Source organism: Pedobacter segetis (assembly GCF_016623585.1).
GTDB classification, from domain to species: domain Bacteria; phylum Bacteroidota; class Bacteroidia; order Sphingobacteriales; family Sphingobacteriaceae; genus Pseudopedobacter; species Pseudopedobacter segetis.
The window spans coordinates 111,974-123,931 of sequence record NZ_JAEHFY010000004.1 but is presented as its reverse complement, the minus strand read 5'-3'; the positions used below and the strand labels follow the sequence as shown (position 1 = coordinate 123,931).

At 35.1% G+C, this 11,958-nt stretch carries 12 protein-coding genes; 2 read left to right on the top strand and 10 right to left on the bottom strand.

Translation table 11 applies throughout. From position 1 onward, the window contains the following. Positions 1-50 precede the first annotated feature (50 nt). Positions 51-299 (top strand): UPF0175 family protein, encoded by a 249-nt coding sequence (locus I5M32_RS03705; RefSeq protein ID WP_200584831.1) that lies wholly within the window; start codon positions 51-53, stop codon positions 297-299. A 707-nt stretch (positions 300-1,006) separates the two neighbouring features. Beyond that, the gene (locus I5M32_RS03700; protein ID WP_200584830.1) at positions 1,007-1,564 is read left to right on the top strand and encodes a WcaF family extracellular polysaccharide biosynthesis acetyltransferase; all 558 of its coding nucleotides are present in this window, start codon (positions 1,007-1,009) and stop codon (positions 1,562-1,564) included. Between the two features lie 131 nt (positions 1,565-1,695). Here I5M32_RS03700 and I5M32_RS03695 read toward each other — a convergent pair whose 3' ends face one another. The 10 genes from I5M32_RS03695 to I5M32_RS03650 form a co-directional block, all read right to left on the bottom strand. After that, positions 1,696-3,099, bottom strand: coding sequence for a DUF4403 family protein (locus I5M32_RS03695; protein WP_200584829.1), 1,404 nt, complete (start codon positions 3,097-3,099; stop codon positions 1,696-1,698). A 214-nt stretch (positions 3,100-3,313) separates the two neighbouring features. Then, the gene (locus I5M32_RS03690; protein WP_200584828.1) at positions 3,314-4,408 is read right to left on the bottom strand and encodes a Fic family protein; all 1,095 of its coding nucleotides are present in this window, start codon (positions 4,406-4,408) and stop codon (positions 3,314-3,316) included. Between the two features lie 272 nt (positions 4,409-4,680). Beyond that, a complete protein-coding gene (locus I5M32_RS03685) occupies positions 4,681-5,748 on the bottom strand; it encodes a M20 family metallo-hydrolase (RefSeq protein ID WP_200584827.1) in 1,068 nt (355 codons plus the stop codon). 46 nt (positions 5,749-5,794) lie between these two features. Next, on the bottom strand, positions 5,795-6,598 hold the full coding sequence (proC, locus tag I5M32_RS03680; protein ID WP_200584826.1) for a pyrroline-5-carboxylate reductase: 804 nt from the start codon (positions 6,596-6,598) through the stop codon (positions 5,795-5,797). Positions 6,599-6,784: 186 nt separating this feature from the next. Further along, complete coding sequence (gene argB, locus I5M32_RS03675; protein ID WP_200584825.1) at positions 6,785-7,609, bottom strand: acetylglutamate kinase; 825 nt, start codon at positions 7,607-7,609, stop codon at positions 6,785-6,787. Between the two features lie 87 nt (positions 7,610-7,696). Beyond that, positions 7,697-8,644 (bottom strand): Rossmann-fold NAD(P)-binding domain-containing protein, encoded by a 948-nt coding sequence (locus I5M32_RS03670; RefSeq protein WP_200584824.1) that lies wholly within the window; start codon positions 8,642-8,644, stop codon positions 7,697-7,699. A gap of 31 nt (positions 8,645-8,675) precedes the next feature. Next, a complete protein-coding gene (locus tag I5M32_RS03665; protein WP_200584823.1) occupies positions 8,676-9,239 on the bottom strand; it encodes a hypothetical protein in 564 nt (187 codons plus the stop codon). A 2-nt stretch (positions 9,240-9,241) separates the two neighbouring features. After that, entirely contained in the window at positions 9,242-9,769 is a 528-nt protein-coding gene (locus I5M32_RS03660; RefSeq protein WP_200584822.1) for a hypothetical protein, read from the bottom strand. A gap of 6 nt (positions 9,770-9,775) precedes the next feature. Beyond that, positions 9,776-10,552 (bottom strand): TIGR04255 family protein, encoded by a 777-nt coding sequence (locus I5M32_RS03655; protein ID WP_200584821.1) that lies wholly within the window; start codon positions 10,550-10,552, stop codon positions 9,776-9,778. 273 nt (positions 10,553-10,825) lie between these two features. After that, entirely contained in the window at positions 10,826-11,953 is a 1,128-nt protein-coding gene (locus I5M32_RS03650) for an aspartate aminotransferase family protein (RefSeq protein ID WP_200584820.1), read from the bottom strand. Positions 11,954-11,958: the final 5 nt, after the last annotated feature.

Below are 11,958 nucleotides of genomic sequence, written 5' to 3'. Positions count from 1 at the left end.
ATTCCAAATTTTTATAATGATATTCAAATATTTGATTCATCATTCTGATCATGAGAACAATAACAATAGAATTGCCAAACACAATTGATCTTTCACAAAAAGAAGTTACCACTGCCTTAGCGGCACAATTATATGATTTAGGCAAACTCTCATTAGGCCAGGCAGCTGATTTAGCAGGTTATCCCAAAAGCACTTTTACCGAGTTATTATCTCAATATAAAGTTTCTATTTTCAATTATCCCACAGATGATTTAAAGAATGATCTAGAAAATGCAAGAGGTTATTATCGCGGACAATAGCTGCATCATTATTCTAAATAAAATCCAAAGGCTAGATTTACTTCAAATATTATTTGGAAAAATATACATTTCGCAAGAAATCTATGAAGAATTAAATTTGAAGCTACCCGATTGGATTTCTATAAAAAATCTAAACAAGTCCAATTATATCCATATATTAAATTCTACAGTTGATTTAGGAGAAAGGCTTTCTCAAAATGAATGTCATTCCGAATTTATTTCGGAATCTTATCAAAATAAGTTCTCATTTAGCATGCAGCCTTGCAAATGGGATGCTGAAATAAATTCAGCATGACAAAGTTTTTTTTCTTTGACAAAGTCTCTTTAGAAAATAAAAAATTATTATTCATCGGAGTTTGGTAATTAAAATGGTTTTTTTGGAGATTTTGTAGAGCGTTAACGATTGGAGCGGCATCCTTTTTTTCTTTTTCGGAAAAAAGATATAGCGGAAAGCGTGTTTAAACGCCCAAAAACAAGATTTATAAAATATAATTGTCAAGAAATCTTAGATGATTTAAAAGCCAGAAAATTGGCCTATAGTTTAAATTAAAACTAAACAGGAACTTCGCTACGCTTCACTCGGTCCCTGATGTTTTAATGATAGATTGAAAATGAATAAAAAAGTCTATTTTAGAATCGTACTAAAAATGGGGAGTCTACAAATCTATTCATTTTATTTATCGCTTAGAAATCCCTTATTCTAATGTATGGAGAAACCTAAAGTCCAACTAAAGAAGAAATTCGATACCAAAGATTTTGATCATGGAGCTTCTGTTTTAAAACAATTACTATGGTATTTTACGAGTTGCTTGTTTTTTAGGTCGGGATTAGTTCCGTTTTCTGTTGTTTTGGTGTGGTTATTAAAATTGTTCGGCGCTAAAATAGGGAAAGACGTGAGGGTAAAGCCTTATATACATATTAAATTCCCTTGGAAACTACAACTTGGCGATCATTCTTGGCTTGCCGAATGTTATATAGAAAACTTAGCCCCTGTAATTATTGGCAGAAACTGCTGTGTTTCTCAAAACGCAACCTTAATGACAGGCAATCACGATTATAAGTCGCCTTATTTTGATTTGATCACCAAACCAATCATTTTAGAAGATGGTGTTTGGATTGGTGCAAATGCCATTGTTTGCCCCGGGGTTACGGCAAAATCCCACGCTGTTTTGGGAGTAGGCTCTGTATCAACCAAAAATTTAGAAGCTTACGGTATTTATCAAGGAAACCCTGCCGTGAAAATTAGAGAGAGAGGATTGATTTAATTTTTCAAATCAGCTCATACTTCCATTAGAATAGCAAATTTAGATCTTGTTTACTTAAACTTATCTACCCTCCAATTAAAGATAGTCAAATCAAACCAAGCGAGAAGTATCCTATCTTCTACATAACAAATTTATTCCAACCCGTCGATACTTACCGCAACTTTACCTGTGGCTACCACCATGGCAACAATGGCATTTGGAGTTAATATCACTTTATTTGGGGCAATGCCGGTTAATGTTCCGTTTACCTTCACTCCTTTTATTGGTTGGTAATTATTCAAATATCCCGACATGGTTTTTTGTCCCTCAGCCAGTTGGTCTGCAATAGAAAAACGACAAGCATCGCTCATTTTTTTAAGGATCAAACCGTGTGCCAACCAATTCCCTATTTTTAATAGTTTATTTTTAGAGTCGAGCACAAAATCTACTTGATCCAAATAAATTTCTTTTGTTTGTGCATTATAAGCCGGCACTCCTGTTAAATAAAAATCTCCATTAACAGATCCACTAAGATTTAAGGCTACGATCATCCTTCCATCCTTTCCCCAAAGATCCACTTTATTTACAGTTACCGATTTACTACCAGACGTAAATTTTTGACCTGCAAAATTTTTGGTAACCACCTCAGAAGCATAACTATAAGGCGCAAAAGCGGCCACGTTAGCCTTAAATTCATCCGGCATTTTATCAACCGATTTCAATATTATCGCATTTCTATCAAAAGTGATAGAAGGCTTACGCCCTATGGCTGTTTCTAAATAAGTTTTTAAGCCCATGTTTACCGTAATTTTTTGGTTTGCAACCGTTGCTTTGGTTGCATAAATCTCTACCGGTTGCATGGTAAACCATGTATCGTACTCTTCATTAACTTTTGTTGGTTCGCTAAAACTTTGCAAAGCATCCAAAACATAAGGTTTGATATCTAAAGATTGTGCAATGGCATCATCTACCAATTTTGATAATGTACCTTTGAATATTGAAATAGCAGGATTGATCAAATAAGTTATCGGAACGGTTTTACCAGCAACTACGATACTTGGCGCATCTTTCCATGTAATATTTTGGATATTGGTATTGGTAAGGATCTTCCAATCTTTTAAACCAACCGTAGAACTTAACCTAATAACTCCGTTTAGATAAAAGTCTTTGGTATCTGTTAAATCTAAACCAAAAGATTGAACGCCATATTTCACTTTACCTGTAATTTTTAGCGGCAAATCCATCACAATTTTTCCATCTTTTTCTATGATAGCTATGTTGGATTGCTTGTAAACTTTCATCATCAAGTTATCGTCATCCAAAGAATTGTCCTCGTAAATTAACCCGTTAAGGTATTTATTGGTTTGCGTTTGCAAATCTTTAACGGCTACCTCTACCGGCATATTGATGAACGAAAGTTGCTTTTCATAAACCACTTCGGTTGAAGAATAATCTGGTAAAGGCTTTAATGCCATTACCTGCTTTGTACTGCTACAAGATGAAAATAGGGTTGCGATCGTAGCAACCAAAACTATATTTAATAAGATTTTTTTCATTTGAAATTTAAAAGCACAAAGATAATTGAGTTATCCGATATTTTAATGGCTGATTGTCAAAAGATAATAGGTTAATTTCTAATCCTTTTTTGATAGCGAATTGCTGATTTTATATGTCGATTGAATCGACATGAAAAAGTAACGTGTCGAAAATATCGATAAAAATCGACACGTTTTAAACTCATGTCGATTGAATCGACATGAGTATTTGATATTATTTGGTAAGGATCTCCATTAAACCCGTGTTAATATAATAGGTTTCTTTACCAATTTTAACAGCTTCTAACAGACCAGCTTTTTCTAATTTTCTCAAATAATCCGATGCCGTTTGCCTTTTAGCGATATGATATTCTTCTAAAATTTTTATTTTGATATAAGGATAGCTGAATAACAAATCACAGAGTTCTCTTGAATAGGAAGCTTTTAGTGCTTTTTTGATTTTTTCTTCAGATGCTGCTTTTAGTTGTAAAATAGCATTTATTTTTTTAAGTGTAAGAGAAGCGGTTTCACCAACTCCTTTCACTATAAAAAGCACCCACTCTGCCCAATTCCCTTTTTCGGTAACCTCTCTCAATAAGCGATAATAATCAGATTTATTTTTGATGATGTAGTAACTTAAATATAATACAGGCAAACCAATCATTTTTTGGTTGATCAGGTATAGAACATTCAAAATTCTTCCGGTCCTACCGTTCCCATCAGAGAATGGATGGATAGCCTCGAACTGATAGTGTACCAAGGCCATCTTTATCAAAATATCCAAATCAGAAAATTCATCATCGTTCATAAATTGTTCTAACTCTTTCAATTTTTCACGAATTATCTGTTCGCTTTCTGGTGGCGTATAAACAATTAGGTTGTTAGTTGGGTTTGCCAATTTTGTGCCTGGTGTATTTCTGATGTTTTCATCAGTAGCCCTTAAGCGTTGCATTACCCCAACCAATAAATTGGTTGTGATCAATCCGTTTTTCTGCATCTCCTCTAATCCCCAATACATCGCTTCGCGATACTGGATTACTTCCTTTGCAGCAGCATTTTTTATGTTTTCGGATATTCTTAAGGTTTCTTGGTAAAGCTCGTCTTGTGTGGTTACGATATTTTCTATCGCACTAGATTCTTTACTCTCTTGCAATACAAGGGTATTCAATAATAGATTGGGATTTGGTAAAGTTTGGCAATAACCTTTTAACTCTGCCAATATTTTGTTGGCTTCAATGCTTGCCTTTAATATCTCTATGGTTTCTAAATTTACTTTTGGAGGTAAATTAGGCAAAGCATTGTAAGGTTTATTCTTATCAAAATTTCTCATTTTTCTCTAATCTTATATGTCGATTAAATCGACATGAAAAAATAACGTGTCGAAAATAATGATAAAAATCGACATGAAAAAATAACGTGTCGAAAATAATGATAAAAATCGACATGATAAAAAACGTTTAAGAACGGTTTGATAGGTGCAATAGGGATTGTTGCGGCATCTCCACCGAAAGTTGGACAGGCCTTTTCTGTTTTTTCATCAGAAAAAGATGGAAGAGAAAGCCCGAACCCGATTTTTCATCGGGGGATTGGATTGCCCAAATTTTAAAAAACCACTTTTTCCAGCATTTTTATGTAGCCTTCAATGCCTTCCTCAATCTCTTTTAAGTAAACAAATTCATCGGCGGTATGTGATCTCGCCGAATCTCCGGGGCCACATTTTAAAGATGGAATATCTAATAGCGACTGATCGGAAGTGGTTGGCGAACCATAGGTTTTTTTGCCCAAGGCAATGCCTGCTTGCACAATTGGGTGTGCTGACGGGATGGATGAGGGTTTTAACCGGATAGAACGGGGAACCACTTCGCAACTCACAAAAGACCGGATGATCTTGAGCACATCTTCATTACTGTAAGCATCCGTTACCCTAACATCTACCGTAAAAGTGCATTGATCTGGTACCACATTATGCAAGCTACCTGCGTTAATGATGGTTACCGTCATCTTTATTGGTCCCAAAGTATCAGAAGCTTTGGTAAATTGATAGTTTTGAAACCACTCTAAATCTTTTAACGCTTTGTAGATCGCATTTTCCCCCTCTTCCCTTGCGGCATGGCCAGATTTTCCTTTTGCATAACAATCCAACACCAACAAACCTTTTTCGGCAATGGCCAGGTCCATTAAAGTGGGTTCGCCAATAATTGCAAAATCTAGTTTCCCCAAATCGGGGATGATGGATTCCAAGCCTCCTTTACCAGAGTTTTCTTCCTCAGCAGTGGTGGCAATGGCAATGTTATATTTTAAGTTTTTTTTATCGTAGAAATACAAAAATGTTGAAATTAGAGAAACCAAACAGCCCCCAGCATCATTACTTCCCAAGCCAAATAACTTCCCATCTTCTACATCCGGAGAAAAGGGATCGCGAGAATAACTTTTGTTGGGTTTAACGGTATCGTGATGGGAGTTTAAAAGAACAGTTGGTTTTTTAGCATCAAAATGCTTGTTGTAAGCCCAAATATTAAAACCTTTGGTATCAAAATCAACTCCGCTTTTAGTAAAGAAATCAGATAAAATGGCAAACGTATCTTGCTCTTCCTTACTAAAAGAAGGCGTGGCAATCAGTTTTTTTAAAAGCGAAACTGCGTTTTTATATAGTTTTTCAATCTCTTGCATCTTTATTCTTTAATCTTGGTTCTTGTGCCTAAATACTCAAATCCACTTACTCCTTTGTGTATAGTTCCCCTGCAATTTTAGCGGATGTTTTAATACCTTTGATCATGGCAGAACTAAAACCATTGTGCTCCATTTCGTTCAACCCTGCAATGGTGCATCCTTTTGGCGAGGTTACCTTGTCTATTTCCTTTTCAGGGTGAGATGCCAGTTGCAATAACAGATCAGCAGCCCCTTTTGCAGTTTGTGCCGCCATCATTAAGGCATCCTTTGCATGAAAGCCCACTTCCACGCCGCCTTGCGAAGCCGCCCTGATAGAGCGTAAGAAGAAAGCGATTCCGCAGGCACACAGCGCAGTTGCCGAGGTCATTAGTTCCTCGTTAATCTGGATGGTCATCCCAACGGTATCAAAAATCTCTTTTACTATTTTTAAGCTCTCTGCCGATGCGTTATCGGTAGCAAAACAAGTCATTGATTGTTGGATTGCAATGGAAGTGTTTGGCATTACCCTCACCACCTGCAAATTATCATACAGTTTTTCCTTAATGTTTTTACAAGTAACACCAGAAACTACCGAAGTGAATATCTGCTTATCAGGGTTAATGGAAGATCTTATTTCATCTAAAACTTTGTTAACCTGTTGCGGTAAAACCGCCAAAACAATAATATCAGCATCTTTTACCGCTGCTGCATTATTATCAGAAGTTTTAAAACCCTGTTTGGCAAAGTCGGTTAATCCTGCTAAAGTTCTCCTGGTTAACGTGATTTCCCTGGCAGCGCAAAGTTGGCTTTTTACCAATCCATTTGCCAATGATAAACCTATGTTTCCGCTTCCTATGATGGTTATTTTCATTTCTTAAAGTTTGTATGATGGTTTGTTAGGTGGTTAAACCTATCAAATTTTAAAATCATTAATATTTGGGCGTTCGGGCAGGCTATCCGTTCATACTGCACAGGCCTTAGCCACAAGGCCGGTATCCACTACTATCCTTAACGCAAACTCATCTTCCTTTTGCCAATAAAGTTTATATGCCCTTACTTAAATTACCAGCCTCGTTCCAAAAACATTTGCTCTTTCTAACTCACTCAAATCCTCGGCTTTGCCGATATAAACTTGCTTTACCCCTTTATTTATCGCTTCAAAAGCATTGTGCAATTTAGGCAACATTCCGTCAGCAACAATTCCTTTGGCTTTTAAATCTTCGTATTTAATCGGGTTAATTTCTCTAATCACAGAATTTTCATCGTCCACATCCATCAAAACCCCTTTTTTCTCGAAACAATAAACCAAAGAAGTTTCATAATGCTGCGCCATCCCAACCGCCAAAGCCGATGCGATCGTATCTGCATTGGTGTTTAAAAGCTGACTTTCTCCATCGTGTGTGATCGCCGAAAAAACCGGAACAAAACCGTTATCGATCAGTTTAACTAAATTATCCGTTTCGATAGAATTTCCGTCCAAATCACCAACATAACCAAAATCAATTTCTCGAAAAGCATGATCAGTTTTAGATTTTATTTTTTGGATGGGGCGTTTTTTGGCTTTTATCAGGTTACCATCTGCACCGCATAAACCCAAGGCGTTGCAACCAAACATTTGTAATTGCGCCACTAGGTTTTTACTGATCGATCCTGCATAAACCATCGTAACAATGCGTAATGTTTCAATATCGGTAATCCTGCGTCCATCTATCATTTTGGCTTCTATGTGCATCTCAGCGGCCAATTTAGTCGCCATTTTACCACCGCCATGAACCAAGATTTTGTTTCCCTTTAAATCGGCGAAAGCCTTTAAAAACTCATGCAGTTTCTCTGAATTATCAATTACGTTACCTCCAATTTTTATAACTGTGAGTTTTTTCATTTATAAAATTTATGTGCCATTCCCAATTCATTTCGGAATCTCATATGCAAGGTTTAATATTCATTATGATAAGATGCTGAAATAAATTCAGCATGACAAAAGTATGTTTTTTAGTACCGCTTGTGCTGCCCAAACCCTATTATTAGCCTGATTTAAAACCAATGAATTTGGCCCATCCAAAATTTCATGGGAAAGTTCTAAACCTCTTCTTACGGGCAAGCAATGCATTACACCGGCATTATTGGTAAGCTTCAGTTTTTCGTTGGTCATCATCCAACCTTCGCCATCTGTCAAAATCTTCCCATAATCGTTATAAGACGACCAATTTTTAACATAAACAAAATCGGCGTTAGCCAAAGCTTCGTCTTGCTTATTTGTAAACTTTGCTTTTCCTGCAAACTCGGGAGATAAATCATAACCTTTGGGATGGGTAATCACAAAATCATAGTCGGTTTTGTTCATCCACTCTGCAAAGGAATTGGCCACGGCTTGCGGCAATGGTTTTACATGGGGCGCCCAGGTTAAAACCACTTTGGGTTTTGCTGTTTTCTTTAATTCTTCTATCGTGATTAAATCTGCCAAACTTTGTAACGGATGGCGTGTAGCCGATTCTAAACTCACCACCGGCACACCGCAGAATTTTACAAATTTGTTGAATATCGTTTCGGCATAATCATCTTCCCTATCAACCAAACTTGGGAAAGATCTAAAACCAATGATATCACAATACTCGCCCATTACGCCGGCTGCTTCACGAATGTGTTCTACGGTAGTGCCGTTCATCACCACGCCATCCTGTGTTTCTAAAGCCCAGCCTTCTTTATCCAAGTTCATCACCATTACCTGCATCCCTAAATTTAAGGCAGCTTTTTGAGTGCTTAAACGAGTTCGTAAACTCGGGTTCAAAAAAATTAAACCTAAGGTTTTATGCTTGCCTAATTGTTCATCCAAGTAAGGTTTTTTCTTTAGTGAAATTGCTGATGAAACCAGTTGGTGGATGTCAGTAACGTCATGAACGGAGGCGAATAGATTCATTTTTATGGAGGTTAAAGGTAAAAGGTTAGTTTTAATCATAATAGCTTGAAAAACTATTTAAGTTATAAGAGAAGTCTTCTGAGGGATAATCAATTATAATATTTGATGTCTTAACCAATTTTCTAGAAAATTGTCTAATTGCAGTTTTAGGAGTTTCATCGTTAGTAACCGCTGGATTTATGTAAAACAAATCAGAATGACTAGGATTTTTAGGAGTGTTAGTATAGATATTAGTTTTATCTTCTATAATATTATTTCCTTCGTCTAGAGGAGTAAATAATATTACTGCTTCAAATTCTTCTCTTTCTTTTTTATGTTCTTCTTTTGTTTTTTGGAAATCTTCTTTTTTAAATATTACAAAGCCGACATAATTTTTATTTTGAATGTTACATGCAATTTTTTTACATTGTTGCTCGTTGCAAAATAAGTGACGTTGTAAAGAAACTCCTAAATCACGAGTATCTAAGAATATTCCTCCTTCAATGACTTTGGTAATTTCAATTTTTTTGTTTTTAAAATCTGAATCAAAGATAAATCTTACTAGTATTTCACTATCAGCAATATTTTCTGGTATGTGTAAAATAGAAGCATCCAATTCTAAACAAGATTTAGCTTACTTAAAAAGTTTTCAATTTCTGAACTGATTTGTTTTGCGTTGATAGTATTTCCTTGATTGTCAATAGTTTTTAAGCTTTCGCAAAATACATCTGTCTTAGAATTTATTTCACTAAAATAACCAATGCTATCTTTTCCAATTTCTAGAGAGAATATGTTTTTGTTATCGTATTCAAAATCCAATAATAAAGTCCCATATTTCGAAGTGTATATATTTTCAACATCTATTTCCTCTAAAATAAACTCTGGAAACTCTGTTAAAAGACTATATGAATTATTATAAACTTCGGAACTAATTTCATTTAGATTTAGTAATTGAAAAAACTTTTTTTCAACTTTGTTGAAATTACCGATACTGATAAAATCAGCAAAATAATTGTTTAAAGGCTCAAGGTGTACTTCCTCAATTGTATCGCTTTTATTTGAGATAATATTTGCTAAGTAGCTGTTTTTCCTATAATCTGTTGATAAAGACATTAGCATAGAAGTTGCCATAATAGTTTCTAACATAAAAAATTACTTTAATTTTATTAGGTCTTTGACTTCATTAGTGAAAATATCGCTTAAAATATCTTTGTTTGCTTTATGTGCTCTGTTAAAATATTCTTCAAAATCTTTTGAATTTTCTTTTGAAAGAATGGCAATTTCCCTAAGCTTCAACGCATAAGTATGATTAACAATAATTCTTTTTAACTCGTTATTAAAAATTATTTCTGTCTTTTCCTCAAGAAAATTGAATTCATCAACGCTTTCAGATTGAGAAACCGAAATTAGAGTTCCATTATAAGAACTTAAAAATTTTTTATTTATTAAGTCTGAACTTTCATTAAAAACTGAATTAACATCAATTTTGTTAGTTGATTTCCAAACAAATTCATCAACATAAGTCAAGCCAATAGCCTCTATATACACATCAAAGGTTTTAGATAGTGCAATTATATCTGAGATAAATCTATTTCTATAATTAGTCCAGTTAGGGTATTTTTTATTTTCAAAAGTTATAACAGCTTTATTATTATTGGTGTTCTCAATTTTAAGAACATTTAAACTTTTTCCCACTTCATCAAATTCCTCAAAAAGAAACCCATTAACAGAATCAGGCGAAATATTTAATGAATTGTTCTGTATGTTTATAGTTTTTGCAGATGTTAATCCCTTTTTTTGATAACTAGTTAATTCATCATTTGTTATAAGTTTATCGTATATGAATTTTGGCTTAACAAAACTCTGTGCCAAAATGAAATTAGCAATTACTCTACTAATAGAATGATTTGAGGATATTGGAACAAGCATTTTTTAATTCAAAACTTTAAAAATGTAAAGATAATCTAAAACTAATAAAAATTCCATGAATTATACTTCATCATCACTTCATCAGTAGATTTTGTCAAGCCAAGCCGGCCTTCTTCTTGACCTTTTTTAATTCCATCAACCACGTGTTAAGGCAAAATATTTGCGCTTTCTAAAAGTGAATGATAGTCTTCTAAGCTTATTTGAACTGCGGTTTTATTGCCACTTTCATCGATTAAATATTTAACTATCATACACAAATATAATTAAATGCTTTTAAATTAGTTTGGAGAAACTCTCCAAAAACCTATCAGCATGAGCCATGGTTAAATTTAATGCTGGCAACAAACGAATTACATTTGGACTGGAAGTCCCAGTGAAAATATGCTCTTTAAAAAGAAGGTCCTTTCTTACATGAGCCATATCTTCTGGTAAATCTATACCAATCATTAAGCCCCTGCCTCTTACTTCTTTTACTTTATCAAATTTCTTCAATTCGGTAATTAGGTAATTACCAACTTTCTCAGCATTCTCCATCAAATTTCCTTCTTCCATCACTTCTAGAACAGCCAACGCTGCCGCACAGGCTAAATGATTCCCACCAAAAGTAGTCCCCAACATACCATGCCAAGGTTTTAGCTTAGGGCTGATACTGATTGCTCCAATAGGGAAACCATTGCCAATACCCTTCGCCATTGGGTAAATATCTGCTTCTACACCAGCAAAATCATGAGAATAGAATTTACCGCTTCTGCCGTAACCGCATTGGATGGAATCCGCAATGAAATATGCTCCATATTCATCACATAGAGAACGGATGGTTTGTAAAAACTCATCACTTGCCACTCTAATCCCGCCAACACCTTGTATTCCTTCAATAATTACAGCACAGATTTCTTCGCCTTCGTCTTCAAAAGTTGCTTTTAAGGATGCAACATCGTTAAATGGAAGAAAAATTACGTTAGAATTTTCGTTTACCGGAGCAATAATCTTTGGATTATCTGTTACAGAAACGGCCAGCGAAGTACGCCCGTGGAAAGACTTACTGAAAGCGATAATTTTCCTTCTCCCATTGGCAAACGAAGCCAATTTTAGCGCATTTTCGTTTGCTTCAGCTCCAGAGTTGCAAAGAAATAGTTGATAATCCTCTTTTCCAGAAACTTTACCCAATTTTTCGGCCAATTCTACCTGCAATGGAATTTCTATCGAGTTAGAATAAAACCCTATTTTATGCAACTGATCTTCTAAACGTTTTACATAATGAGGATGCGTATGCCCGATAGAAATCACGGCATGGCCACCATATAGATCTAAATATTCTTGTCCCTTATCATCCCAAACCAAACTACCCTCGCCTTTAACGATGTTGATATTGTTGATTGGATATACGTCGAAAATCTTCATGTTTA

Excerpts from the sequence above, each read along its gene's own strand:
- argB (WP_200584825.1), bottom strand. The coding sequence starts at position 7,609 with ATGAAAAAACTCACAGTTATAAAAATTGGAGGTAACGTAATTGATAAT.
- I5M32_RS03670 (WP_200584824.1), bottom strand. The coding sequence starts at position 8,644 with ATGAATCTATTCGCCTCCGTTCATGACGTTACTGACATCCACCAACTG.
- I5M32_RS03700 (WP_200584830.1), top strand. The coding sequence starts at position 1,007 with ATGGAGAAACCTAAAGTCCAACTAAAGAAGAAATTCGATACCAAAGAT.
- I5M32_RS03660 (WP_200584822.1), bottom strand. The coding sequence starts at position 9,769 with ATGTTAGAAACTATTATGGCAACTTCTATGCTAATGTCTTTATCAACA.
- proC (WP_200584826.1), bottom strand. The coding sequence starts at position 6,598 with ATGAAAATAACCATCATAGGAAGCGGAAACATAGGTTTATCATTGGCA.
- I5M32_RS03690 (WP_200584828.1), bottom strand. The coding sequence starts at position 4,408 with ATGAGAAATTTTGATAAGAATAAACCTTACAATGCTTTGCCTAATTTA.
- I5M32_RS03655 (WP_200584821.1), bottom strand. The coding sequence starts at position 10,552 with ATGCTTGTTCCAATATCCTCAAATCATTCTATTAGTAGAGTAATTGCT.
- I5M32_RS03705 (WP_200584831.1), top strand. The coding sequence starts at position 51 with ATGAGAACAATAACAATAGAATTGCCAAACACAATTGATCTTTCACAA.
- I5M32_RS03685 (WP_200584827.1), bottom strand. The coding sequence starts at position 5,748 with ATGCAAGAGATTGAAAAACTATATAAAAACGCAGTTTCGCTTTTAAAA.
- I5M32_RS03695 (WP_200584829.1), bottom strand. The coding sequence starts at position 3,099 with ATGAAAAAAATCTTATTAAATATAGTTTTGGTTGCTACGATCGCAACC.
- I5M32_RS03650 (WP_200584820.1), bottom strand. The coding sequence starts at position 11,953 with ATGAAGATTTTCGACGTATATCCAATCAACAATATCAACATCGTTAAA.